The organism is Akkermansia sp. AE01SA01, from assembly GCF_036417395.1.
Classification (GTDB): Bacteria; Verrucomicrobiota; Verrucomicrobiia; order Verrucomicrobiales; family Akkermansiaceae; genus Akkermansia.
In genome coordinates, this window is record NZ_CP143890.1 from 1,169,929 (window position 1) to 1,194,638 (window position 24,710).

19 protein-coding genes are annotated in these 24,710 nt (G+C 58.2%); 9 read left to right on the plus strand and 10 right to left on the minus strand.

Going from position 1 to position 24,710, the window contains the following annotated elements; genetic code table 11:
* Positions 1-41 precede the first annotated feature (41 nt).
* Complete coding sequence (locus V3C19_RS04735; protein WP_130083492.1) at positions 42-734, minus strand: site-2 protease family protein; 693 nt, start codon at positions 732-734, stop codon at positions 42-44.
* Between the two features lie 118 nt (positions 735-852).
* On the opposite strand from V3C19_RS04735, the gene V3C19_RS04740 reads away from it, so the two are divergent.
* From V3C19_RS04740 to V3C19_RS04765, 6 genes are all read left to right on the plus strand, one after another.
* A complete protein-coding gene (locus V3C19_RS04740; RefSeq protein ID WP_130083493.1) occupies positions 853-1,557 on the plus strand; it encodes a hypothetical protein in 705 nt (234 codons plus the stop codon).
* Positions 1,558-1,632: 75 nt separating this feature from the next.
* Positions 1,633-2,541: a sugar phosphate nucleotidyltransferase gene (locus tag V3C19_RS04745; protein ID WP_162851510.1), complete on the plus strand. Its 909-nt coding sequence runs from the start codon at positions 1,633-1,635 to the stop codon at positions 2,539-2,541.
* A gap of 9 nt (positions 2,542-2,550) precedes the next feature.
* Entirely contained in the window at positions 2,551-3,645 is a 1,095-nt protein-coding gene (locus V3C19_RS04750; RefSeq protein ID WP_130083494.1) for an aminoglycoside phosphotransferase family protein, read from the plus strand.
* A 29-nt stretch (positions 3,646-3,674) separates the two neighbouring features.
* A complete protein-coding gene (locus V3C19_RS04755) occupies positions 3,675-4,601 on the plus strand; it encodes an NAD-dependent epimerase/dehydratase family protein (RefSeq protein ID WP_295934390.1) in 927 nt (308 codons plus the stop codon).
* Positions 4,602-4,967: 366 nt separating this feature from the next.
* Positions 4,968-5,354 (plus strand): hypothetical protein, encoded by a 387-nt coding sequence (locus V3C19_RS04760; protein ID WP_295934388.1) that lies wholly within the window; start codon positions 4,968-4,970, stop codon positions 5,352-5,354.
* Between the two features lie 192 nt (positions 5,355-5,546).
* Positions 5,547-6,935 (plus strand): replication-associated recombination protein A, encoded by a 1,389-nt coding sequence (locus V3C19_RS04765; protein WP_343203846.1) that lies wholly within the window; start codon positions 5,547-5,549, stop codon positions 6,933-6,935.
* A 163-nt stretch (positions 6,936-7,098) separates the two neighbouring features.
* Here V3C19_RS04765 and V3C19_RS04770 read toward each other — a convergent pair whose 3' ends face one another.
* From V3C19_RS04770 to V3C19_RS04790, 5 genes are all read right to left on the minus strand, one after another.
* Entirely contained in the window at positions 7,099-8,520 is a 1,422-nt protein-coding gene (locus V3C19_RS04770) for a GDSL-type esterase/lipase family protein (RefSeq protein WP_295876981.1), read from the minus strand.
* A gap of 262 nt (positions 8,521-8,782) precedes the next feature.
* Positions 8,783-9,997, minus strand: coding sequence for a hypothetical protein (locus V3C19_RS04775; RefSeq protein WP_295934384.1), 1,215 nt, complete (start codon positions 9,995-9,997; stop codon positions 8,783-8,785).
* Positions 9,998-10,024: 27 nt separating this feature from the next.
* On the minus strand, positions 10,025-12,253 hold the full coding sequence (locus V3C19_RS04780; protein ID WP_295934382.1) for a discoidin domain-containing protein: 2,229 nt from the start codon (positions 12,251-12,253) through the stop codon (positions 10,025-10,027).
* Positions 12,254-12,378: 125 nt separating this feature from the next.
* Complete coding sequence (locus tag V3C19_RS04785) at positions 12,379-12,969, minus strand: manganese efflux pump MntP family protein (protein WP_130083500.1); 591 nt, start codon at positions 12,967-12,969, stop codon at positions 12,379-12,381.
* A gap of 334 nt (positions 12,970-13,303) precedes the next feature.
* On the minus strand, positions 13,304-14,029 hold the full coding sequence (locus tag V3C19_RS04790; protein WP_130083501.1) for a GDSL-type esterase/lipase family protein: 726 nt from the start codon (positions 14,027-14,029) through the stop codon (positions 13,304-13,306).
* A 136-nt stretch (positions 14,030-14,165) separates the two neighbouring features.
* On the opposite strand from V3C19_RS04790, the gene rpoN reads away from it, so the two are divergent.
* Both rpoN and V3C19_RS04800 read left to right on the plus strand, forming a co-directional pair.
* Positions 14,166-15,560, plus strand: coding sequence for an RNA polymerase factor sigma-54 (gene rpoN, locus V3C19_RS04795; protein WP_295934379.1), 1,395 nt, complete (start codon positions 14,166-14,168; stop codon positions 15,558-15,560).
* A gap of 160 nt (positions 15,561-15,720) precedes the next feature.
* On the plus strand, positions 15,721-16,872 hold the full coding sequence (locus tag V3C19_RS04800) for an MFS transporter (RefSeq protein ID WP_130083503.1): 1,152 nt from the start codon (positions 15,721-15,723) through the stop codon (positions 16,870-16,872).
* 93 nt (positions 16,873-16,965) lie between these two features.
* On the opposite strand, the gene V3C19_RS04805 is transcribed toward V3C19_RS04800, so the two are convergent.
* Positions 16,966-17,925 carry a hypothetical protein gene (locus V3C19_RS04805; protein WP_130083504.1) on the minus strand — a complete coding sequence of 320 codons (960 nt, stop codon included), beginning with the start codon at positions 17,923-17,925 and terminating at the stop codon, positions 16,966-16,968.
* Positions 17,922-19,064: a metabolite traffic protein EboE gene (gene eboE, locus V3C19_RS04810; RefSeq protein ID WP_130083505.1), complete on the minus strand. Its 1,143-nt coding sequence runs from the start codon at positions 19,062-19,064 to the stop codon at positions 17,922-17,924. Before eboE ends, V3C19_RS04805 begins: the two co-directional genes overlap by 4 nt.
* 220 nt (positions 19,065-19,284) lie before the next feature.
* On the opposite strand from eboE, the gene V3C19_RS04815 reads away from it, so the two are divergent.
* Positions 19,285-21,669 (plus strand): glycoside hydrolase family 95 protein, encoded by a 2,385-nt coding sequence (locus tag V3C19_RS04815; RefSeq protein WP_295934376.1) that lies wholly within the window; start codon positions 19,285-19,287, stop codon positions 21,667-21,669.
* Between the two features lie 359 nt (positions 21,670-22,028).
* On the opposite strand, the gene V3C19_RS04820 is transcribed toward V3C19_RS04815, so the two are convergent.
* Both V3C19_RS04820 and V3C19_RS04825 read right to left on the minus strand, forming a co-directional pair.
* Positions 22,029-23,474: a Gfo/Idh/MocA family oxidoreductase gene (locus V3C19_RS04820; protein WP_130083507.1), complete on the minus strand. Its 1,446-nt coding sequence runs from the start codon at positions 23,472-23,474 to the stop codon at positions 22,029-22,031.
* 517 nt (positions 23,475-23,991) lie between these two features.
* Entirely contained in the window at positions 23,992-24,597 is a 606-nt protein-coding gene (locus V3C19_RS04825; protein WP_067569902.1) for a hypothetical protein, read from the minus strand.
* Positions 24,598-24,710: the final 113 nt, after the last annotated feature.

Below are 24,710 nucleotides of genomic sequence, written 5' to 3' on the forward strand. Positions count from 1 at the left end.
ATGGATGGTATGTTGGATGTGGGGATGAACCCGCGGATGTATTAAAAGGGGGCGTTTTTATACTCCCGGTAGTTGCTGAAGGCAAAGAGTGCCATGAATATGGGGATAAAGTAGCCGTGGAAGAGCTGGAAGCTGACCAGGCCGATAACGATGGAGGTGATGAACCCGGTCATGAATACTTTTTTGGGAGAGCGGACGAATTGGGCGACCAGCTGGCCGCCGTCCAGGGGATAGATGGGCAGCAGATTGAGGACAGTCCACCATTCGCCGATCATGATGAGGCAGGAGAGGATGTACAGTTTGGGGGAGACGGCCGTTGCCAAGTAGGGATAGAGCACCAGATCCCAGAAGTCCTTTCCGTTGGCGGTCAGGACGGGACCAACGATATTCCACGCAATCAGGATGCTGATGACGCCCAGAATCAGCGTCATCATGGGACCCGCCAGAATCATCAGGACACGTCCGGCGCGGGTGAGCTGCATGCCGTGGCTGCTGGTCACGCCGCCGAAGAGTTCCAGGATAATGGTTTGCTGGCCTCCTCCCAGTTTGCGGCCCACCAGTGCATGCCCCAGTTCATGGGAAAGGATGGCGATGAATCCGGCAATGACGAACAGGGCCGGGTAAATGAGGGATTCCACACTGCTTACGCCGAGTATGCCGCCGAAGATGGCCAGCACTATCCAGAATGTGGGGCGGATATAGATAGGTATCCCGAACAGCGTGAAGTGGATCATGCGCGAGAGGGTAAGGGCATAATCCCTTTTTGCCAAGCCCGGAGAATGTGCATGCACCGTTTTGGCGTTGGAAAGGCTCTCCCGAATGTGTTAAATGAATGGAATGAGGCTTTTTGCCATGATCCTGTGCTGTGCCGCGCTGGCGGCGCTGGGCTACGAGGGGCCGCCGCCACTGACGGAGATGGACGGGCGTTCCCCCATACGCATGGGCGGCGAGTTGCTGGGCGGCTACCGTTCCCATTACGTTTACCGGGGGGAGAAGATGGGGAACAATTCTGTGGAAGGGCAGATTTCCGGCGGTTTTTCCCTGTCTGATTCCTGGGCCATGAGTGGGGAGCTTTTTTCCGTCCGCAACTGGCAGAGTCGGAATTTCAACCAGACTTCCCTGCACGGGGAGGTCCAGTATTACCTGGCGGACGAGTGTACGGCCGGCTTCTTCCTCAACGGGCAGTGGTATGATTCCTGTCCCCTGAAGAGCGGTGCTGAGCCGGGGCTGGTGCTGAGGTGGAATCCCAAGAGGGACTGGTCGTTCCGCGGTTCCCTGCTTTACGATGCCGGGCAGGATGGATTTTATTCGGAGTGGGCGGCTACCTGGCAGCCACTGCTGTGTGAGTCCGTGGCCATGGTGAATACGGTGTCCCTGGGCTTTTCTCAGGATTATATGGGCAGAACCGGCCTGAAGGAGGTGATGGTGCGCACAGGATTCCTGTGGGGCGCGTCCACCGGGCTGCGGGTGGAGCCTTTCATCGGATTGTATTGCGGCTACGGGCGCGACGATTTTAAAAAAGTGGTGCTGGGGCTTTGGTGCTCTTACTCTTTCTGACCGGGCATTTTCTCCCTTCTCCCGGCATTTTCCAGTTGCCAAACCGGGAGGCTTGGTCATAATGGCCCGCGTATTATGAAGCCTACACTTCTTGTTTTAGCAGCTGGCATGGGCAGCCGTTACGGCGGCCTCAAGCAACTTGACCCGATGGGCCCCAATGGTGAAGTCGTTCTTGATTATTCGGTTTATGACGCCATCCGCGCCGGATTCGGCAAGGTGGTATTCATCATCCGCCGCGATTTTGAAGATGTGTTCAAGGAAAAGGTCGGCAGCCGATTTGCCGACAAGATTGAAGTGGATTATGCGTTCCAGTCCCTGGACGACCTGCCGGAAGGCTTTTCCGTGCCGGAAGGCCGTGAAAAGCCCTGGGGCACCGCCCACGCCCTGCGCGCCGCCCGCAATGTGGTGAAGGAGCCTTTCGCCGTCGTGAACGCTGACGATTTTTACGGCGCGGACGCTTTTGTCCAGGCTGCCAAGTTCCTGACTTCCACCACGGATGAACCGAACAAGGCCCATTACGGCATGATCGGGTATCCGCTGAAGAATACCCTGTCCGACAACGGGGACGTGAACCGCGGCATCTGCTCCATCAAGGAGGGATTGCTGGACGGTGTGGAAGAGTTCGTGAAGATTCAGGCCGATGAAGACGGAGTGGTGCGCGGGAATAACCTGAAGGGCGAACGCCTGCCCGTGAATCCGGAAGAACTGGTGTCCATGAATTTCTGGCTCTTCTCCCCCTCCTTTGTCGAATTGACGGAAGACCGTTTCATTGACTTCCTGAAAGAATACGGACAGGAGCCCAAGAGCGAATGCTTCATTCCCACCGTGGTGGACGCCCTGATTCATGCGGACCGGGCGGACTGCAAGGTTCTGCCTACTACCTCCACCTGGTTCGGCGTCACCTATCCGGATGACAAGCCCATGGTTGTGGAAGGCATCAACAAATTGATCAAGCAGGGCGTGTACCCTGAAAAGCTCAACTAAGTTCCCGCAATGCACGATCTCAAGGCTGTTTCTTCCCTGTTTGACCTCCGGGGCGATTTCGTCCAGGGCTATTCCTACGGCAGCGGCCACATCAACGATACCTACTGCGTCTGGGTGGACCAGGCCGGCCTGCGCATCCGCTATATTCTCCAGCGCGTGAACCATAACGTGTTCAGACAGCCCATTCCGCTGATGGAGAACGTAAAGCGCGTGACAGACCACGCCCTGAAGCGTTTGAAGGAGGAAAACTGTCCGGAAGCCTACCGCCGGACCCTCACGCTGGTGCCCGCCGTGGACGGCAAGCCCTACGCCCTGGATGCGGACGGCAATTGCTGGCGCGTGTATCCGTTCATCGAACGCGCCCGGACCTACGACCAGATTGAAACTACCAAGCAGTGCGTGGAAGCGGCCCGCGCCTTCGGCGACTTCCAGAAGCTGACGGCCGACCTTCCCGGCGAACCCCTGTTTGAGACCATTCCGGATTTCCATAACACGACTTCCAGGCTGGCCGCCCTGAAGGATGCCATCCAGGCTGATCCGCTCGGCCGTGTGAAGGAGGTGCAGAAGGAAATCGACTGGTACCTTTCCCGTGAGGCGGACTGCCACCTGGTGGTGGATTACCTGAAGTCCGGAGAACTGCCCCTGCGCTGCACGCACAATGATACCAAGCTGAACAACGTGATGCTGGATGACGTGACCGGGGAAGGCATCTGCGTGATCGACCTGGATACCACGATGCCCGGTTCCGCCATTTACGACTTCGGGGACATGATCCGCACCGCTACGTCTCCCGCAGCGGAAGATGAAAAGGATATTTCCAAGGTCACCATGCGCATGTTCATGTTTGAAGCTCTCGTTCAGGGTTATGTAAGCTCCGCCAAGAGCTTCCTGACCCCTCTGGAAAAGAGCCTTCTTCCGTTCTCCGGCAAGCTGCTGACGATGGAGTGCGGCATCCGCTTCCTGACGGACTACCTTTCCGGGGACGTGTATTTCAAGATCCACCGCCCGGAACACAACCTGGACCGCTGCCGCACGCAGATGGCCCTGGTGGAGTCCATTGAAGCGCAGATGGACGAGATGAAGGCGGTCGTGGACCGTTATTAAGCAAACCATTCAACCTATATCGGATAATCATGAAGATTCTCGTAACCGGCGGCGCCGGATTCATCGGTTCCCACATCGTGGAACATTATCAGGACAAGGCGGAGGACATCCGCGTGCTGGACAATCTCCGCACCGGGTACCTCAAGAACCTGGACGGCCTCAAGCACACTTTTATCGAAGGCTCCATTTGCGACCGCGAACTGGTGCGCCAGGCCGTGCAGGGCGTGGATTACATTTTCCACATGGCCGCGCTCGTTTCCGTGCCCGAGTCCATGAGTAAGATCAGCGAATGCATTGATATCAATGTCAACGGCCTGCTGAATGTGCTGGAAGAGGCGTCCGCCGCCGGAGTCAAGAAGATCGTGCTGGCGTCTTCCGCCGCCATCTACGGGGACAATCCTACGGTTCCCAAGCTGGAGACCATGTACCCGGAACCCAAGAGCCCCTATGCCATCACCAAGCTGGACGGGGAATATTACCTCAACATGTTCCGTTCGGAAGGGAAGATCAACACCGCCGCCGTTCGCTTCTTCAACGTGTTCGGCCCCAGGCAGGACCCCAAGGGGGCCTATGCCGCCGCGGTACCCATCTTCATTGAGAAGGCCGTGAAAGGGGAGGATATCACCGTTTACGGAGACGGAACCCAGACGCGCGACTTCATTTACGTGAAGGACATTGTGGGGGCCCTCACCTTCGTGGCGGAGCATCCGGGAGTGACCGGCGTGTTTAATGCCGGGTACGGCGGACAGATCACCATTGAAGAGCTGGCGGACAATATCATCAAGGCAGCCGGTTCCTCCTCCAAGGTGCTCCACGCTCCTGAACGCGCCGGGGATGTGAAGCATTCCCGCGCCTGTGCCGACAAGCTCCGCAATGCCGGCTGGCAGCCCGGATATACGCTGCCGGAGGGTCTTGCCACCACCCTTGACTACTTCAAGGGCATTCTGGGCAAGTAAGCTTCCGGGGTTTTGATTTCTGATTTTCCGGGGACCATTCCGCTGCATCCGGCGGGGTGGTCCCCGTTGTTTTTCCGTTTAGGCTAGGTCCTGTATGACAAATTTTCCGTGTGCCGCAATTTATGTCCTTCAGTCGTATTTGTTACTGTGGTGGGTATGATTAGAGAGGTTTTCCAAAAAGGAATATTCACGTATTTAAAATGAGCGGTCAGCAAATGTGACGATGTGTTTTTACTGCGGATGGAAGTGTAAGTATGCCTGATATTTAATATTTGTTAGATAAAAGGATAGTTGAAATAAACGGCCCGTTTTTGCCGTTGAATAGCGTTGACAGGAAAGGGGCAAACGAATAGAGAACCTGACAATATGTTTGGTTCAGGTCATTTCACATTTGATTCTGCCCTGGTGGCGGAGAACCCTTATCTGGAGCTGGTCTTTGCCCGTCGGAAGGAAGAAGCCAGTTGGGGCTGGATTCCTTTTGCGGCATTCATCGCCTTTTTGTTCATTGACTGGCTGTTCGGCCTCTGCCTTCCTGAGGGCGACCCGGAAGGTGCGTGGACCTGCATGTTTATTTTGCTGGGATGGGGCTTTCTGGCCCTCGTACATTTGATCATTCTTCCCATCTGGATGCTGATAGCTTCCCTGCGGTATTGGGAAGTGAGGCAACGGGCCGTTGCCGTAGCTGCTTTCCTGTTCAGTTTGCTTGCTCCGGCGTGCATGGTTTGCATGCTGGCGGCTTGGTCCGTTCTCTGAAGAAAGGGGAAAGCGGGGAGGATAGGGAACGCGGGGATTTCCGTTTGAAGATGGCCGGGGGCGTTATGCCATGGGTGCGGGAATGGGGTCACCGTGTTTTTTGCGATTGCCTGCGCGGCTTTTCGTGCCTTTTGCCGGACAAGTCAGACTTTCCCATTTCACGGCGTAGGGTTTGTTGCTAGCATGTCGGTGATGGATTTGTTCAGTTTACAGGAGGCCGAATCCCGGGAGGGCTTTGAGCCCGGTGCGGATACGTCCGTCATGCCGCTGGCTGCGCGCATGCGGCCGCGTTCCCTGGATGAAGTGGCCGGACAGAGGCATTTGCTGGCTCCCGGCAAGCTGCTGAGGCGCGCTATTGAAACGGACAGGTTCACTTCCCTGATTTTTTACGGTCCTCCCGGCTGCGGCAAGACCACGCTGGCTTCCGTCATCGCCCGCACGACAAACGCCCATTTCATGATGCTCAACGGGGTGGAGTCCAACGTGGCCGAGATCCGGGAGCGCATCGCCCAGGCGCAGATGCGCATGAGCATGCATGGCCGCAAGACCGTGCTGTTCGTGGATGAACTGCACCGCTTTAACAAGGCCCAGCAGGACGTGCTGCTTCCCCATCTGGAGAAAGGAACCGTCAGATTTATCGGCGCTACGACTGAGAATCCCTATTTTGCGATCAATTCCCCTCTGCTTTCCCGTTCCCAGGTGTTTCCGCTGGAGCCTGTTCCGGAAGAGGAACTGGTTTCCCTGTTGAAACGCGCTCTGGCGGATGCGGAGCGCGGCTTGGGTGCGTCCTGCGTGGACATGGAGGAGGAAGCCCTGAACCATCTGGCCGCCAAGGCGGACGGAGACGCCAGAAAGGCTCTCACGGCCCTGGAAGTGGCCGTGCTTTCCACGCCTGCGGGGGATGACGGAATCGTCCACGTGGATCTGTCTGTGGCGGAGGAGTCCATCCAGCGCAAGGCGATCAAGTATGACCGCCTGGGCGATTCCCATTACGATACGATTTCCGCCTTTATCAAGTCCATGCGGGGTTCCGACCCGGACGCCGCCCTGTACTGGCTGGGGATGATGCTGGAGGCGGGGGAGGATATCCGTTTTATTGGGCGGCGGCTGGTGATCGCCGCTTCGGAGGACGTCGGTCTGGCAGATTCCAATGCTCTGCGCGTGGCTCTAGATGCGGCCCGCGCCGCGGAAATGGTCGGAATGCCGGAAGCCCGCATTCCCCTGGCTCACGCTGCCGTGTATTTGGCGACCGCTCCCAAGAGCAATTCCGCCTATATGGGGATCAATGCCGCCATGAACGACGTGCGGAATGGCAAGACACTTGCCGTGCCCGAGCATCTCCGGACGCCCACGCGCAAGAAACTGGCCGCGGCCGGAGGGGCGGACGCCGCCCGTCTGGAATACCTGTATTCCCACGATTATCCGGAACATTACGTTCCGCAGGCCTACTTGCCGGAAGGGCGCGTGTACTACACGCCCACCCGGAACGGCATGGAATTGCGCATCAGCGAACGAATGGAATACCGCCGCAAAATGGCGGAAGAAGCCGTAAAGGGGCCGGAGAAACCGGTAATGGAGTAAGTTTTGCGCCGAGGCATCCGCTTTCTGTGAGAATGGGAGTTTTTTCTCCGTTTTCCTATGCAGGCTCCGGAGTATTTTCAAGGAATGAAACGCTTTTGTTCCCGCCCTTATGTTTTTCCTTTTCAGGAAGGTTTTCCGGATTTTTTCGGGAAGGGGGGGGCTTTCATTCCGGCATGTTCCTGCCGGTGATTCCCTTGTAGATATGCTGCGCCATGATGGCATGTCCTGCCCCGTTGGGATGCACCTTGTCCGGAACTTTGCTTCCCTCTTTTTTCATCGGGGTGTAGAGGTCGATCACCGGGCATTTGGTCTTTCCGGCCACCTTTCTGATGGCCGGGATGACTTCCTCCCTAATGATGGAGTCACGGATGCCGTAGTTTCCGGGATAGGCGGGGACGGGAAGCAGACAGTAGATTTCAGCCTTCGGATTGCCGGCCCGCAATTCCTTGATCATTGCTTCATAGTCCTTGGAAAACACGGCTGCATTTTTCCAGTTGGCAGGTTTTGAATCATTAGTGCCGAGCGCGATCAGGATAATGTCCCCTTCAATCTGCCGGGCAATCGTGTAGTTGTCTTTGACGACGTACGGGCTGTCTCCTTCGCTTTGCAGCGTGGTTCCTCTGATGCCGAGGTTGAAGACTTCGTATTTTCCACCAAGGGCGTTCTGGAGGCGGGTGGACCATCGTTCCTCCCGGTTCGTGCCTGCCCCAAAGGTAATGCTGTCTCCGATGCACACAACCCGCACCGGAGGAACCGCGCCTACCGCCCGGAAGGCAAAGTTGACGATAGCCGCCGGATTTTGGAGGCTGTGGGGATGATGGCTGACACCCGGCTTGTGGATCACATGGATAGGTCCTCCCAGTTTCCTGTATTTCTTTTCCACCACGGCGGTGTTTTCGGAAACGGGGACGGTGTCATCGTCATCTCCGACCACTGCCAGAATGGGAATTTCCGCCTTTGCCAGCGGGAGCAGCGTATCGACGGGATTCTTTTTGTAAGCCATGGCCTGTTCGGGAGTCAGGCGGTAGGCCTCGCACAATCTTTTCCAGTCTTCGGGAGAACCTTTTCCGATACCCTTGCCGCCGGGCCAGCTTTTGAAATCGCATACGGGGGCATCCACATACAGGCCCGCTACCTTTTCCGGATTCATCGAAGCCCAGTTGAAGGCAAACAGGGCACCGCGGCTCAGGCCTTCCAGAACAGGTTTGGGATCAAGCCTGTATTCCCTGGTCATGTAGTTGTGGTAGGCATCCATCAGTTTCATGGCATCAGGGGAGCCGTACATATTTTCCATGTTGATGTAGCCTATATGAAATCCCTTCTTCGCCAGCGCGATGTCGGCCGCAGGGAACGCGTTGAAAAATTCCGTTCTCCAAATCCAGGGATTGCCGGGAAGCGGTTTGTCCGGCACGATCACCAAGGCGGGGCGTCCGGCTACGGTGAAGTCCAGACGCTTCATATTCTGCCAAGAGGATTCCCTGGCAGGTGCGGCAACCGCGGTGGCATTCGGATGTATCATGGCCGGAACGGCATTTCCCCACGCGGCCATGAACATCAGCAAGCTGGTGAATAATGAAGATTTCATACCTATTCGCTTTTTACGGGTCTGCCATGAATTTTCTTTCATGGTGTCCCTGGCCGGCAACCCGGTTTTTTCTGGACTGACGGAAGTATGGAGTGGAGTAGATTTGTTCCGAATGCGGAATGGAGTATGCCTTCTTCGGCGGGTTTATTTTCGCCGCATTTTTTCCGGAGCCGGAAAAAGAAGGAAGGCGGTATTCCCGATGAAGAATGCCGCCTTTCCGATGGTCTGCCGGACTGTGTAGCCAGACAGAGGATTCCGTGGTTTATTCCTTGGTAACGATGATGTCGCAGTCCACGTCAAACCAGCCGTGGCCCTGGCAGTCGAAGACCAGGTCCGGTTTTTCCGAGCCGGAGAGGCGCAGGGTGAATTCCCTGCCGTTTTTGTCCTGCTGGTCCCTGGGCAGTTCGCTGACAACGCGCGTACCCCTCATGAAACGGGGATTGCGGATGCTGCATCCGCCGCTGTTCATCTTGAAGGTTATTTTGTAATTGCCCGGGCCGTTGAGCATGTCGGCAATGTTGACGCGGGTAGGCGTCATTTCCGGGCGGAGGTAGTAGCCCGTGATGCGCGGTTCCTTGAGAGTGACGGGTTCCGTCAGGTAGCGGTAGTAGCTCTGCGCTCCCACGCCCATCAGTGTCTTGGGGGAGATGCGGGCGATGTCCGTCAGGGTTTTCAGGGCGAGATCCTTTTTCCCCTCATTGCGGTAGAGCCAGAATCTGGCGGCCATGACCTGCTGTTTCTGCAGGGGAGTCATGCCCGGTATTTTAAGCTGCTTGTCCACATAGGCGTGGGCGGCCTTGTAGTCCTTCTGGCCGCCGTCCTTGGCGGAGTCGTTCACCATCCTCTGGACTTTTTCAATGTAGGGCAAGTGGTTGAAGGTGTATTTGAAGTGCATGCCCCGGGTATCTTCCGGATCCGCCTTTCTGATTTTTTCCAGAATGTCTTTTCTTTCCCGTGCCGCATAGGGCGGGAGCTGCTGAAGGCCTTCCCCGTACAGGGCGGCCGCGTTAGCTCCGGAGGCGGCAGCGGCTTTTTCCCACAGCGCATTGGCTTTGTTCTGTTGACTGACGGCTTCCACCGCCTGTTTCACGACGGCGGGCAGTGTGTCTCTGGAAACGCCTTCCGAAAGGAATACCGTGTGGCCGTCCGGGGAGACTACCTGGATGGCGGGAATGTTCCAGACGGCACCGGGCGGCTTGGGCAGTTTCTTTTCTTCTTCCGTCATTTCCTCCCGCTCGTCCTGGACGCACCAGAGAACGGGTTCCGCGGAGCTTTTGGAAAGGTGTTCCGCGGCGCGCGTGACTTCCCGTGACTTGGGAGACCAGTCCGTGCCGGCCCAGACGACGATCATGTATTTGTTGACGGTTTTTGCCTCATCCTTGACGGCATGGTAGGCGGGCAGGGCGGCCTGAAGAGGCGCCGCAAAGATGACGGCCGCCGCCAGAAGGCGGGGGAGTGTAGTGATGCTGTAAAACATGGAGTGAGTGGCGGAGAGTGGTTGATGTTACTTTTCGTAAACGAGGATGTGGCGCAGGTGCATGAATTCGGGCTGGGCGTTTTTGGCTTCCACCTTGATCCATTTTGCCCTGGTGCCTTCCGGAGCGGTGACTACCCATTCCTTGGACATGTTGTCCGTGGAAGCCAGGGGGAACCAGGTGGCGCCGTCCGTGGAGGTGGAGACTTCCATCTTTTTCATGCGGTCTTCATTGCCGTTGCGCTTGGTGATGATGAGTCCCGCCAGATTCACGCCGTTTTTCAGTTCCACAATAACGTTCGGATTGGCTTCCTTGTCCGTGTGGTGGGAGCCGCCGCACGGGCGCAGCAGGTTGATGTGGTCCCACGGGCTGTCCCACTGGCAGGTGGTGGAACACCTGACCATGCCGTCGGCGGGGACGAGCTTCCAGTCCTGGGGCACAGGTGTATTAACGGTGTTGGAGGAAGTATTGGCGTCCGAGAAGGAAGCCGCGGCTTTGCTCAGAGTCTGGAAGGCCGGAATGGAGCGTGCCACTTCCGTGGCGTAAATGGCCTTTCCATACGCTTCCTTCAACTTTTTGGGATCGGGAGCGGAGCCGGAGGCTCCATTGCCGCCCGCCTGCTGGGCCACCTTGGCGAACGCGCTGGAGAAGGTGTCCGCCTGCCCGTTTTCCACAAAGGTTTTGACGGCCCATTCCAGCGCCTGGCCGAAGTTGGTGCCGTCTCCCGTTTTCAGGTGGGTGGAGAGAACCGTTTCCAGATAGGCCGCCTTTTCCTGCGGCGTGGTCAGGAAGGCGGACTGGGAGTCCAGCACAGGCTGGAATTTTACCGCCCATGAGGTGGGAGTGGCGGCGATTGTTTCATGCAGGTCCCGGAACCATGCAATGCGGTCCGCAGGGGGAATGTCCATCAGGAATTTGTTCTGTACGTCCTTGAGGATGCCAAAGGCGGCGAATCCGTTGCCCTTGTAGTGGGAGAGGGCGTCCTTGGCGTACACGTACCAGTCGATGGGCTGCATGCCCTGTTTTTCCAGAAGAAGCCGCTGAAGCTCCGTGCGGAAGAAAGGATGGAGGGGCGTTTGTTTGAGCGCTTCCTGCCAGGATTGGATGGCCTTGTCCTTGTTGCCTAGGATTTCGTCAAGCCGGGCCTGGGACGCCCACTGGTACGCCAGGTCTATTTTTTCATTGTCCGCAAAAACGGCTTCCATCAGCAGGTAGGAGGTAGGCGCCTCGCTGCCGAAGATGTGGTTGTGCATGCCGCCGTCCGGACCGCCGAAACCGCCTTTCCATTGTCCGCGCTTCACGCGCACCGCATAGGCGCAGTGGCCGGGCTGGCCCACGGGATAGGCCGGAATGCCGTGCGCCTGCGCCGCCATGGTCCCGAAGTGGGAGAGGCCGCCGCAGACGCCGCCGATGGTCCGGGTGTTTTCCGCCTCGCCGCTGGAGTCACGCCACGGGACGTAGAAGAGGGGGCCCTGGATGGTGTCTCCAAAGAAGTTGTTGCCCGTATAGGGAGCGGCCCAGCAGGCGTCCGTGTAGCGCCGCCAGGGCAGGTTGATGTGCTCGTTGAGCCATTCATAGGATTTGTCGTCCCAATGGATGCCGGTGACGAAGCGGATTTCCCACGGGCGTAGCTTGATGAAGCCGGGGTGCAGCTTGTTTTCCTGATGCAGTTTTTTAAAGATCTGGTAGCGGCGCACGGGGTTGCAGTTGGCGGAGTTGGCCTTCAGTTTTCCGGCGAAGGGACCCGTGGAGAAGACGGAGGCGATTCCCGTAGCTAGGGACTGGTAGGTGCGGAAGTCCGGGCTTTTGCCGTCGGCTTTCCAGATATCGGAAAGAATTTGGATGCCGGTCGGGGAGTTTTCCGGAATGAGGCCCGCGCCCAGGTAGAGTTCCATCCACCCCGGGTCTTGCAGAAATGCCTTGACGAAGGCCGCATCCTGGGGGCTTTTGGAGAAGACGGCTTTCATGTTGTCCGGTCCCGTAACGCGCAGCAGCTCGTGAATGTCCAGCAGGTGCCGGTATTTGTTATCCTGAAGCAGTTTCTGTGTGGCTTTGGTTTGTTCGCCGGCGGCTTGCAGGGCTTCCCTGATTTCCGTTTGCAGGCCGGCAAAGTCGCCGGAGGAAATTTTTTGAGCCATGGAGGAAGGCAGGGGACTGGCAACGACCGGAGCTGCCGCTTCCGGTTCCGTAAAGTCCTGAGCCGCGCAGATGGGCGCGGCAAGCAGGGAGGTACAGAGAATGAGATGTGAAATATTCATGTGGAAAAGCTTTTACAAGAATAGCAGAAAAGGGTGCGCGGTACCAGTTCCTTTTCCGGCTTATTACGGTTGGATAAGAGCGTTTTTTTCAGTGATGGAATGAAAAACCTCCGCCATTCCGGGGGTCAGCACATATGGTCGCAGAGCATTTTCACTCCCAGGCCGATGAGGATGATTCCCGCACCAGCTTCCAGATGGAAAGAGGGGAACCGGTGCAGTTTGCGGGCCAGGAAAAAGCCGGCAGCCGTGCAGAGGAAGGTGGTGGTTCCAATGACTGCCGCGGGTAGGAATACCGCGTGGAACGGCGGGGAGGCCCCGCATTGGACGGAGGAAAGGTAAATGCTGATGCCCGCTACGAGGGCGTCTATGCTGGTGGCTATGCCGACGCCCAGCAGGGTGAAGGCCGTCAGGGAAGAGACGTCGGGCAGTTCCTTGTTCGTCCTGTGGTTCCTGCCCTCCCGGATGACGTTGATCCCCAGTATGGTGAAGACGGCAAATCCCAGCCAGTGGTCCCATTCCGCTATGTAGCCGTGTACGGTTCCCGTGAGGAAGAAGCCCAGCACGGGCATCAGGAATTGGCCGCCCCCGGTGGCCAGGGATATTTCCATGCCGTTGCGGAACCGGTTTTTCTTGATGATCAGGCCGAAGGAGAAGGCTACTACAAAGGCGTCCACGGATAGCGCAAATGCCAGAAAGAGTAAATCAGCCGGATTCATGAAGGGAGGGGGAATTTAGGGGCAGATGGAGAAAAAATCAATGTTTTTCCGATTTTCCGGCCTGGAGATGCGGCCTGCCTTGCGGGCGCCTCCGCCAGGTTTTCCCCCATGGATGGAGAGTTTTTTCAAAGGATTCTCCAGGGCCGTTTCCGTGGAGGTTTCCATCCCTCCGGACCCGGCAGCTCCCGGCATTCGGGCACCCGGCCTTCATGGTTTTCCTGTCATCCGCAAAAGGGGTGATTCCATCTGCCGCTGATGCTTTAGGCAGGATGGGAAAAGGAAGGAGGCAAGGCCGCGCTGGCAGCAGCAGGCGGCACTGCCTTGGAAGCTTCCCTTACGGCCTGCAGTATTTCTTGATGTAGGGGAGTACGGCGTCTGCCCAGATGGCGTAGCCTTTTTCCGTGAAGTGCAGGTTGTCCCTGCTGATGCCGGGCAGAAGCCTGCCGGAGGAGTCCAGAAAACGCTTGTTGATGTTGACGTAAGTGGTGCGGGGCAGTTTGCATTGCGCCACAATGGCGTTGATTTTATCATTGTGCTGGCGCAGCTTGTCTTGCGGACCGCTGCCGCGGGGGAAAATTCCCAGAAGCAGTACGTGCGTGTCCGGGAAGCGCACCAGCAGGTGCTGCGCCGCCCCCAGGATGCCGATGGCCGTTTTTTCCGGGTCTTCCCCTCCCTTGAAATGTCCGGTGTTGTTGGTGCCGATCATGACGATGCACAGTTTGGGATCCGTCTGTGCCGGCATGCCGGAATGAGTGATGCGGTAGATCAGGTTGGTAGTCTGGTCCCCGGAAATGCCGAAGTTGCAGGGATGGTAGGGTTTGAACATCTTATCCCATGCCTGTTTTCCGTCCCGGTCCCAGTAGTCCGTAATGGAATCCCCCAGGAACAGGACGCCGCAGGGATTGTTCCTGAGCTGCTCCACCTGTTGATCGTAGCGGTCTTTCCAGCTTTTCGTCCCTTCCCGGGAAATGGGGGACAGAGGGGACGGGGCGTCCGCCAGGGCGGACAGGGCGAGACAGGGCGCCAGGCAGGCCAGGACAAGTGCATGTAAATTCCTCATATGCTAATGATACGGAAATCCGGGAAAAATGTTGCGCCAAACAGGTGGTTTTTTTTGATTTCCATGGATGAGGCACATTGTGTGCGGGTCCCTTCCCCCTTGCCAGAATTCGGCGGCTGGTGTAGTTTGTCCCGGTATGAGCGAGGTGTCCCTGCAGCACGGAATGACGCGCCAGATGGTGGCGGGACAGTCCATGCAGACGGGTATGCAGATTCTCCAGGCTTCCTCTCTGGAGCTGAAGCAGTTGATCCGTCAGGCCCTGGAGACGAACCCTCTGCTGGAGGATGTCCCGGACGCTTCTCCGGAGGCCCTTGACGATGAGCCGTCCGGAGACCTTGACGACATGAAGGATGACGGCTGGAACGAGTTTACGGTTGAAGGACACCCTTCTGCGGAGGCCGCGGCCCGGCGGGATTTCATGTATGAATCCGTCGTGGCTCCGGAGTCTCTCAAGTCCCATTTGATGGACCAGGCGGTTCATTCCGCACTGACCGGGCGGTCCAGGGAAGCCCTGCTGCTGCTGATTGATTCCCTGGATGACCGGGGATTTCTGACGGAGTCCCCGGAAGAACTGGAAGAGAGGGAATGTTTCAGCATGAAGGATATGGGAGAGGCTCTCGCGGTGCTGAGAGGAATGGACCCGCCCGGAGTGGGGGCCCGGGATTTGAGGGATTCCCTTCTGATTCAGCTGGAACAGCGCGGGCTGAAGCGGTCGCTGGCGTTCCGTCTGGTCAAACGGTGCTGGCGGGAGCTGGCGGCGCACAAGTATGGAGAGGCCGCTCTCCTGTTGGGTGCGGAACCGGAGGAAGTGGCGGCGGCCCTGGAAATTGTCAGGAGCCTGACCCCCGATCCCGGCTGTGCCTATGCGCCGGGCGGCAATCCGCATATTCTGCCGGATGTGGTCGTGGAAGAGTCGGCTTCCGGTGAACTGGAAGTGACGCTGACTTCGGAATACCTTCCGAAATTGTCCATGAATGAACAGTACATGGAGATGATGGCGGAAGGTTCCGGAAGCCGGGATTTGCGCCAGTACCTCCGCAAGGCGTTCCGGGAGGGCCAGGAACTGATACGCGCGCTGGACATGAGGCAGGAGACCATTCTCAAGCTGGCCCGAGCCATTGTCCGGAAACAGGAAGCCTTTTTCAGGGCCGGGCCATCCCATTTGAAGGCCATGGGCATGGAGGAGATTGCGGACGAGCTGGGCGTGCATGTTTCCACCGTTTCCCGCGCCTGCCGTGACAAATACCTGTTGTGCAAGTGGGGGATGAGGGAGTTGAGGTCCTTTTTCAGCTCCGGAGTCTCCGCGGGCGGTGAGGCCGCATCCGGCGCCGGGGAGAATTCGGTCGCTTCCGGAGCTGTCCAGGAGTTGATGCGGGCGTTGATCGCGGCGGAGAATCCGGCCAAGCCCCTCAGCGATGCCAGGCTGGCTGCCGCCCTCCAGGAGAAGGGGGTGAATATCGCCCGCAGAACGGTAGCGAAGTACCGCGAACAGATGAAGATTCTGCCCGCCTCCCTGCGCAAGGGGATATGACGTTTTTAAAGAGCGTTTTCAGATGATTCAACACGTTGATTGCAGGTTGTTTTTGTGAGGATTGAAAAAGGCATGCCGGATACTGCCGTTTCTGGCGGAGGCAACGGTTGACTGACGCGGCTTTAGTGATATAGTCGCCTCCCTTTATTGCTTTATCGTTATGCGTACATTTACATGGCCTATTGCATTGTTGCTACTCGGTTTGCTGTTTCAGACCGTGGCGTTCGCCGTACTGAATACGGTGGTTCCGCTGTGGATGGAGCAGGCGGATGCGGCCGTGTGGGAGACGGGCATGGTGGGGTCTTTCTTTTTTCTGGGGAACCTGGCCGGCACGCTCATGGCCGGATGGCTGATACGCAGGACGGGGTTCAACGGCAGCTACCGCTGCGCGTGCGTGTTGTGCGCCGTGTCCACGCTCCTGCTGGTGGCCGTTTCCGGAGTTGCTGCCTGGAGCGGTCTCAGATTTTTGACGGGAGCAAGCTGCGCCCTGGTTTGGGTGGTGGTGGAGAGCGCCCTGCTGAGGGCGGGAACGCTGAAGACCCGCGGCGTTCTTCTGGCTTCCTACATGGTGGTTTATTATCTGGGCACCGTGCTGGGCCAGTTGCTGATCGGCTGGTTCCCCAGCGACATGGTTGTGGTGGTCTCCGAAGTGTGCGGATTGTCCGTCGCCGGCATGATTCCGCTGTTGTTCGTCCGCTTGAAGTCGGATGCCGGCAGCGGGGAGCTTTCCCCCCGCGTGGAAATCCGGCCCCTGCTGAGACGCCGCAGCGTGGTGCTGGGCGTGGCGGGCTGCATGATTTCCGGCGTGGTTCTGGGAACGATTTACTGCCTGATGCCCCTGTTCCTGAAACACCAGGGCATGAGCCATTCCTCCGTGGGGTATTGGATGGCCCTGCTGATTGCCGCGGCCATTCTGGGGCAATGGCCCATGGGGCGGCTGTCTGACAGGTACGGGCGCGCCTTCGTGATGAAGTGCCAGTCCCTGCTGGTGATAGCCGCCTGCGCCGGCCTAATGGCCAGGGGCGGACTGATGGCCCCCTCCCTGGTCGCCCTCGGCCTGGCGGGTTTTTCCCTGTATCCCATCGCCATGGCCTGGGGATGCGAAGAAGCCTCCCGCGACGAGCTGGTGACGATGAACCAGCTCCTGCTGCTGAGCTATTCCGTGGGGACGCTGGCCGGTCCTTCCCTTACGTCGTTCCTGATGCAGCGTTATTCGGACAACTGGATGCCGCTGGTCATTGCCCTGGTGGCCCTGCTGTACATGCCCGTGCTGATCGTAGGGGGACACCGGGCGGGCAGGGCGTCCCGGTAGGAGTAGTACCCCGCCGGAGCAGGGCGGAAACATGTTTTCCCGCAGGGGGATAATTCATGAAAGAGGGTGGCTTTCAGAAGCGTTCCTTCCCGGTCAGGGCTGTTTCGGCTTTTGGGCGGCGTCCGGCTGCTTGTCCGTTTTGGATACGTCGTTGTCCGCCACCTGGTGGATCATGTCCGTCAGCGCCTGCACATAGTTCTTTGTCCGGGAGTCCGTGACGCTGTATTCGCATTTGCAGGAGAGGGTGGGGATGTCCAGGGCCGCATAATGGCGGTCATTGCTGTTGATGGCCGCTGTTTTCCGGTGAAGGGTGGAGGGCGGCTGTTCCCAGCTTTTTGCAAAGGGGGCTGCGCATTGCGCGGCAAATTCCTGTCCGCGTGGAGTGGTCAGGAACAGGACCGGTGTCTGGGGTTCGACTTCTTTCGTTTGCTCCCCTTCTCCGGGAACGGCGGTTTTCTGGGGTTCCAGGTTGATCATTCCCAGGATGTTGGAGGCTCCGATGAGGCCGCTCAGCATTTTGGCATGCACGCCGGCTCCGGAGGGACCGGATTGCCCCGCGGACTGCGCCCCGTTGGCGTAGGCTACAAAGTAGATGTTGTGGTTGGTCGCAATGTCCCTGAGGTCCCTGGCCGTTTCCATCAGCACGGCCGCTCCGCTGCCGTTGTTGAAGCGCTCGTCGGAGTCGTAATTGGCCCCTACCACAATGCTCTGGTTGTCGGAGAAGAGGCCGGGCTTGTACACCACAATGTTGTAGATGGCGGCTTCCTTTTTGGAATTGCCGCCCGTGATGGGCTGGAGCGTCACGGCATACCCCATGTCCGAGAAGTTGTTTTCAATGTATTTGGCGGCCGCCTCCATGGATTTGGGCTGGCGGGAGTTTCTGGGGCCTATGGTTTTTTGCAGGACTTGCGTATGGCGTTCCATGCGTTCCGCCAGGGAACGGGGGGTGTCCGGGCCGCCGGGGGAGGACGGAAACAGGGTGCAGGACGACAGGACGGCGGCCAGCAACAGGCCTCCGGAAAGTTTTACGGCGTATGTGTATGGGGATGTCATGAATGCTGAAGCGCGGCAATGTAGTTCATTTCCCGTGCGATTTGGGAGGCCAGGGGAATTTTCATGTGATCCGGAAGGACGCTCCATGTGTAGGTTTCCACTTCCAGATGGGGGCGGAGGGAGGGATGGGAGTGCAGGTAGTCCAGTGTTTTGGCGATGAAAGACCCCGTGTCTTTCAGAGGCGGTTCCGGAGACGCGTACAGGGGAATGTGGTAATGAATGCGCCAGACGGAGTTCCGTGTTTCCTCCGCATAATCCCGCGCGTAGGCCAGGGCATTCGGCATGTCCGGGAAAAGCATGGTGTGGTTTCCGTGCCGGATGCTGGTCTGGTGGAAATAGACTCCGTCGTCAAATTCCTGGAGAAGGTCCAGGCTTTCCAGTTCGTTCATGTGAAATTCCAGGGCGTTGGAGAGCTGGACCTTGCACAGGGCGATGTTGTTTTCCTCCCAGGCGGAGAGGGTGAAATCCGGTTCTTCCCGAAGAATGGCGAAGTGGCAGGTATCGTAGGTCAGCCCTATGTGGCGTTCGATGAGTTCCGGGCGGCGGGAACGGTTGCGCAGGTTGTCAAAGAAGCGAATGGCCCCGAATGTGTCGTGAAAATGGCCGAAGGGTTCCGGCTCCAGGCCGAGCTGCATGAGGCGTCCCGTCTGTCTGCTCAGCGCGTCCAGGAATCCGCTCATGGCTTCCAGCCGCGCGAAAATCCGCTCTTCATCCGCGTGGAACCAGCTGTGGGATGCGGGAAGCGTGCTGACGGTCAGCGTGTCGGCCCGTTCATCGCCGATGAGGGCCAGGATGCGGAAGAGGTTGCAGGTATATTCAAAGCGTTCCGGAGTGGTCCAGTCCGGCTGGAAGACGCGCTCCTTCACCCGTTCTCCATGAAAGTTGCCGTAGGGGAACCCGTTGAGGGTCTCCACCCGTGCGTGGTTGTCATTCAGCCAGATTTTCAGGGAATCAACAGCCTCAGGTGATTCCAGCAGTTCCCTCGCCGCCCGCGCCGACAGGCGCAGGCCGATACCCAAAGGCTGGTTGCGGAGGGGAGAGGAGAGTTCACTGGCGATGCGCGGCACATGGAGTCGGAGCGCTTCCATGGTTTCCGCCCAGGATTCGGCGGGGTGGATATTGGTGCAGTAGGAAAGCATGGCGGGGCGGATGGGTGTTGTAGGGGAACGGCCTTCCGCTTCGGGGCGAGATGTCGGAAGATGGCTGTGCCTGGGATGCGTTCCTCAGACATACTTACGAACGGCGGGACGGGAGAAATTTCACGGAATTGCGTCTTTGGCCGTCATGGGAAATGCATTTCGCGCAGTGGGACGAATAGGCTTGCTGAAATACTGTCCCCTATGGTAAAGGACAACTTCCATGTTCAACTTTCGCCCGCTTTTTTTTCTGGCTTCCGGAGTTTTCCTGCACGCGTCTGTTCTGCATGCCGAGGACGGCGGTGGAGGGTGGAAATCCTCCCGATTCTGGTTCAGCCGTCCGGCCGAATGGAAAGAGACGCGGCCCCAGAAAGGGACGGGGGATACGTCGTGGGCGAAGGATGCCACCCCCATCGGCAATGGAAGAATAGGCGCGCTTATTTATGGCGGCCTGGGGAAGGACCATCTGGAACTGACGGAGATCAGCATGTGGTCGGGCGGCTTTTGCAGTTCGGAAGCCAAGGACAAGGGGCCGGATTCCCTGAAATTCGGGTCTTATCAGCCGTTTGGAACGCTGGAAATCACTTATCCGGCTGCGGATGGAATGAAGGATTACAGGAGGGAGCTTGACGTGGGCAGGGCGCTGGCCTCCGTGTCCTATTCCACGGGGGATGTCCGTTACAGGAGGGAATATTTTGCCAGCATTCCCCATCAGGTGATTTCCATGACGGTGGAAGGGGACAAACCCCGTTCCGTGGATGCTGTCTTCCGGCTGACAACTCTCCATCCGCAGGACCGGATTACGTCCACCGCCGGAGGAGGACGGGGCATGATTCTGATCCAGGGCAAGTTGAAGAACGGGCTGGCGTATGAAGGCCGCATCGCCATTCTTCCCAAGGGGGGAACCGTTAAGGCTTCCGACGGTGCTGTCGTTGTGGAAAAGGCGGATTCCTGCCGTGTGCTGGTCTCCCTGGCCACGGATTATGTCCTGGATGCCGCCCGGAATTGGAAGGGCGAATCTCCGCGGAAAAGGAACGACGCCGTTCTGGCGCGGGCGCTCAAGGTGCCTTCCGGGAAAATGAAGCGGGATCACCTGCTGGCCTATGGAAAGTTTTACAACCGGGTTTCCCTAGATTTAGGAGAAACGGAGGACGCCACGGCCGGACTTCCCATCGACGAACGCCTGAAGAAGTATAAAAAGGCTGTGAACGAGGGAACGGAATCTCCGGACCCTGATTTGGAGGAATTGATTTTCAACTTTGGCCGCTACGTCATCATTTCCTCCTCCCAGCCGGGCAATTTGCCCGCCAACCTGCAGGGGCTCTGGAATTACAGCCTGATTCCGCCGTGGGATTCCGATTACCACAACAATATCAATATCCAGATGTGTTATTGGGGCGTGGAGCCCGCCAACCTGCCGGAATGCTATGAGCCACTGGTGCGTTATATCAGGGAGATGGCGCCCGCGGCGCGCAGGATTACCCGGGAGACGGCGGAATTCAAGGCGGCGTCCGGAACTCCCGCTCCGGGGTGGACGAGCAGAACCGCCCAGAATATTTTCGGCGGCCAGGGGTTCAAGTGGAACAAGCCCGCTTCCGCCTGGTATGCCCTGCATCTGTGGGAACATTACCTTTTTACGCTGGACCGGGATTACCTGAAGACGACGGCCTATCCGATGATGAAGGAGATCTGCCAGTTCTGGGAAAGCCAGTTGAAGGTGATGAATGAGGGAGGAAGCAATTTCAGGACGGAGGACAAAAAAGTGACTCCGGAGGTGGTTTCCCGTGATTTGAAGGATATCAGGGCAGGCATGCTGGCGGCTCCCATGGGGTGGTCTCCGGAACACGGGCCGAAGGAAGACGGCTGTGCCCATGACCAGCAGATCGTGTGGGAGTTGTTCCATGACACCGTGCAGGCTGCCGAGGTGCTGGATGTGGACCGGGCGTGGAGAAAGGAACTGGCCGCCAAGAGGGACCTGCTGGTAGGGCCCAGGGTGGGGGAGGAAGGTATGCTGCTTGAATGGATGATCGACCGAAAGCCGGGCAGCGGTTCCTGGGACCCGCACCACCGGCACACCTCCCACCTGTTTGCCGTCTATCCCGGCAGCCAGATCAGTCCGGCAAAGACGCCGGAATGGGCGGAAGCCGCGCGCAAGTCCCTGCTGGCGCGCGGAACGACGGGTGATTCCCGCCGTTCCTGGACCTGGGCATGGCGCACCAATCTGTGGGCGCGCTTTCTGGACGGACGGAAGGCGTACGAGATGATTCAGGGCATGATCCGCTACAGCATGATGGACAGCCTGTTCACCACGCATCCGCCCATGCAGGTGGATGGTACCATGGGCATCGTGGCGGGTTTTGCCGAGATGCTGCTCCAATCCCATACGGAGCGGCTGCATTTGCTGCCGGCACTTCCCGGAGCGTGGAAGGACGGCAGCGTCCGGGGGCTGAAAGCCCGCGGCAATATTTCCGTGGACATGGCCTGGAAAGGCGGCAGGGTGACACAGTTCAGCCTGTCCTCTCCCGCCGCCCAGTCCGTCAAGGTGTTCTTCAATGGGGAGGAAAAGACTTATGCGTTGACGCCGGGAGTTGCCGTTAAAGAGAAGTAGGGGCGGTGGTTCGACGGCTTTCGGACGGGAGGGAGCGGCTTTTTCAAGTGCCGGGTTCAAATATTGCAGGATGCTTTGAACCGGGGCTGGAGAAGATACCGTGAACGGCGCCGGATTCCGGACGGAGTTATGCTGCCGGAGAACAGGGGACCGTCTGGATGAAAAAAGGTGGTCGCGAGGGTGTGTCTGTCAAAACTGGAACGGTTGTCCGGGAGAAGACAGGCAGCAGGGAGGAAGAACAACGGACGAACCTGTTTGAGAAGGGAAGGCATTAAACCGATTTGCGGCCGGGACCTGCAAAAAAGGCTGTTCCGCCGTAAACGGAACAGCCTTGTTGTAAAAAGACAGGTAATGCTTAATTATTGCACGATGCCGAGCGGGGCGGTCGTCTTCCAGTCGCCGCGGGTGAAGTCCGGGAATACCTGGGGCATGCCGCCCTGGGCCACGGAGTATTCGGAAAGCTCGGAAACGGAGGACCAGAAGGCTCCTTCATAGACGTTCTGGTCCATGGGTTCGCCGTTGCGGAGACATTCAATGATGCGGAAAAGCATCACGAAGTCCATGCCGCCGTGGCCACCCATTTTCAGGGCCAGCGGGCCGACGCGCTTCCAGAGCGGGTGCTCGTATTTTTCAAAGATGGGCGCCAGCTTTTCATTGCCTTCAATCCATTCGTGATAGTTGCCGTTGCCCAGTTTTTCACCGGCCACGCGGGTCGGGAAGCCGGCCAGCGTGCCCAGGGTGCCCTGGATGAGGTTGAGGCGGGAGTAGGGGCGGGGGCTGGTTTCGTCCCATTCCACCAGAACGGTGCGGCCCATGGTGGTTTTAATGATGGAGGTGTTCATGTCTCCGCAGGCGAAGTCCAGCTTGTTCCACTTGTGGTCCGCCGGGAAGTTTTTCCTGGCATATGCGGCGCGGCCGAGGGCCGGGCTGGAGAAGGAAACGAGCCTGCCGAAGCAGTCGTCCTTGCGGGCCAGGTTCATGTACTGAGCCACGGGGCCGAGGCCGTGCGTGGGGTACACGTTGCCGTTGCGCTTGGCGTAGTGGTAGGTTCTCCAGGAACCGGTTCCGCGCTCCACCTGCTTCATCTGGCCGCGCAGTTCGTGAATGTAGGCGGCTTCTCCGTACAGGAGGTCTCCGATGACGCCCTGGCGCACCATGTTCAGGTACATGAGTTCTTCACGGCCGTAGTTGACGTTTTCCATCATCATGCAATGCTTCCGGGTCTGTTCGGAAGTATCCACGATTTCCCAGAGTTCCTTGATGGAGACGGCCATCGGCACTTCCACGAAGGCGTGGGCGCCCATTTTCATCACGTCGCAGGTGACGCGGCAGTGCCATTCCCAGCTGGGGCAGACGATGACGGCGTCCGGCTTGACTTCCTTCATCATGCGCTTGTAGTCTTCCGGTCCCTTCGTGAAAATGGGGGGACGCTTGCCCGTCTTCTTTTCCACGAGGTCCGCGTTGCGCTTGGCCCAGTCTTCGTACAAGTCACAGATGCCGACGACTTCCGCGCCTTCAATGACAGCCATTTGCGCGACGTGCATGGAGCCGCGTTCGCCCACGCCGACAAAGGCCACGCGGACTTTGTCCAGCTTGGGGGCACGGAATCCGCCCATGTATTGGGCGCCCGGCTTGCGTGCGGGCCACGTGGTCATGGGACCGATGTTGTTCGGATCGGGGATGATGATTTTTTTGGGAGCCAGGGCTTCTACTTCCTGCGCGTTGGCAAGGGAACCGGCAGCCAGAGCTCCTGTAGCCAGACCCAGGGTCTGGAGGAAACGACGACGTGATGATGAAGTATCCATGAATGAATAGTATGTGAGGGAGGATGGAATCCTCAGGTTGCCATAGATACCGGGTTTTGAAAATCTTTCTTTCACGAATGATGCAAAAAGTCCACGGCTTTTTAAATAACAGTGGGGAGGGCAGAGGAGTTTCACCGCTGTTTTCCACGGGAGCGGGAAGAGGCGCAAGCCGGGGACGAATACGGGTGAAAGGAGGCACTTCAGGAAATAAAAGAGGCCCCGTCCTTCCGCGGTGCGTGGACAGGGCCTTTGGGGGTGCATCACCCGGTTGTTCCGATGTTGCAGGCCGTTGCTTGGGAATGAAATGGGTGCATCATGGGCACCGCGTTCCGAAGGATCGGCTCTGGATCGGAGACATCCGGAAAGTGTTGCGTGGTCGCCGGTGCGGCGGCGGGGCCGTTCCAGGCGGCCGGAGAGATCATCCCGTTTCTTTCGGCTTATTCAGTAAGGGAACCTGTCGCGGGTTCCGCATGCCGTAGAATCGGGATTATCTTCCCGGTCGTCTTTGATGGTTCGGTCAATCCGCCTTGGCGGCGGGAAGTGCTGGCGCGGCGAGTTTGGCGTAGGCTTCACTCAGCGCCTTGCCCAGCTTGGGGCGGAAAACCGTGGTGGTCGGCAGTTTGGCGCCTTCCATGTCACAGGAGCGGAGGATGGCGGGGATGGAAGGAGCCAGCGCATGCTGCATGATTTTCATGCAGTCTTCCAGGTCCACCCCGTATTTTTCCTCAATAAGGTTTTCGATCCGGTCCGCCATGTGTTCCATGCGCTCTATCTGCTGTTTGGTCAGGATAGGCTGGATGGTTGCATTCGGGTCGGGAACGTAGCTGGTCAGCATCTCAATGGCCCGCTTCAGGTCGTCCGGCAGGTTGGTGACATTGCCGCTGTTGAGCACCTGGGCAAGCACTTGATAGCTGTTGGTTGCGTTCTCGTCATAATCATGAATTCCTGATGCCAGCGCCACGCCTGCGATGCTCTGCACGTAACTGGCTACTTCCGGGGAATGCTTGCCTTCCACGAAGGTGGAGGGCACTTCATCCGCGTAAGCCAGAACGGCGGCCTGGCAGGCGAGGGAACTGATGGTGCCCGCGCACAGCGTTTTAGTGATTAACGACAGGATTTTCATGAGTGAAACCTTGGTTTGGGTTTCCCGGATGCAACGGCCCGGCGGACCGTCTGTAGCAAGTGAGACCGTTTTCCTCCGGATTGCGTTCAAACATTTTTTTGAATGGTTAAAAT

Coding starts and splice junctions, on each gene's coding strand:
- V3C19_RS04735 (WP_130083492.1), bottom strand. CDS start 734: ATGATCCACTTCACGCTGTTCGGGATACCTATCTATATCCGCCCCACA.
- V3C19_RS04740 (WP_130083493.1), top strand. CDS start 853: ATGATCCTGTGCTGTGCCGCGCTGGCGGCGCTGGGCTACGAGGGGCCG.
- V3C19_RS04745 (WP_162851510.1), top strand. CDS start 1,633: ATGAAGCCTACACTTCTTGTTTTAGCAGCTGGCATGGGCAGCCGTTAC.
- V3C19_RS04750 (WP_130083494.1), top strand. CDS start 2,551: ATGCACGATCTCAAGGCTGTTTCTTCCCTGTTTGACCTCCGGGGCGAT.
- V3C19_RS04755 (WP_295934390.1), top strand. CDS start 3,675: ATGAAGATTCTCGTAACCGGCGGCGCCGGATTCATCGGTTCCCACATC.
- V3C19_RS04760 (WP_295934388.1), top strand. CDS start 4,968: ATGTTTGGTTCAGGTCATTTCACATTTGATTCTGCCCTGGTGGCGGAG.
- V3C19_RS04765 (WP_343203846.1), top strand. CDS start 5,547: ATGGATTTGTTCAGTTTACAGGAGGCCGAATCCCGGGAGGGCTTTGAG.
- V3C19_RS04770 (WP_295876981.1), bottom strand. CDS start 8,520: ATGAAATCTTCATTATTCACCAGCTTGCTGATGTTCATGGCCGCGTGG.
- V3C19_RS04775 (WP_295934384.1), bottom strand. CDS start 9,997: ATGTTTTACAGCATCACTACACTCCCCCGCCTTCTGGCGGCGGCCGTC.
- V3C19_RS04780 (WP_295934382.1), bottom strand. CDS start 12,253: ATGAATATTTCACATCTCATTCTCTGTACCTCCCTGCTTGCCGCGCCC.
- V3C19_RS04785 (WP_130083500.1), bottom strand. CDS start 12,969: ATGAATCCGGCTGATTTACTCTTTCTGGCATTTGCGCTATCCGTGGAC.
- V3C19_RS04790 (WP_130083501.1), bottom strand. CDS start 14,029: ATGAGGAATTTACATGCACTTGTCCTGGCCTGCCTGGCGCCCTGTCTC.
- rpoN (WP_295934379.1), top strand. CDS start 14,166: ATGAGCGAGGTGTCCCTGCAGCACGGAATGACGCGCCAGATGGTGGCG.
- V3C19_RS04800 (WP_130083503.1), top strand. CDS start 15,721: ATGCGTACATTTACATGGCCTATTGCATTGTTGCTACTCGGTTTGCTG.
- V3C19_RS04805 (WP_130083504.1), bottom strand. CDS start 17,925: ATGACATCCCCATACACATACGCCGTAAAACTTTCCGGAGGCCTGTTG.
- eboE (WP_130083505.1), bottom strand. CDS start 19,064: ATGCTTTCCTACTGCACCAATATCCACCCCGCCGAATCCTGGGCGGAA.
- V3C19_RS04815 (WP_295934376.1), top strand. CDS start 19,285: ATGTTCAACTTTCGCCCGCTTTTTTTTCTGGCTTCCGGAGTTTTCCTG.
- V3C19_RS04820 (WP_130083507.1), bottom strand. CDS start 23,474: ATGGATACTTCATCATCACGTCGTCGTTTCCTCCAGACCCTGGGTCTG.
- V3C19_RS04825 (WP_067569902.1), bottom strand. CDS start 24,597: ATGAAAATCCTGTCGTTAATCACTAAAACGCTGTGCGCGGGCACCATC.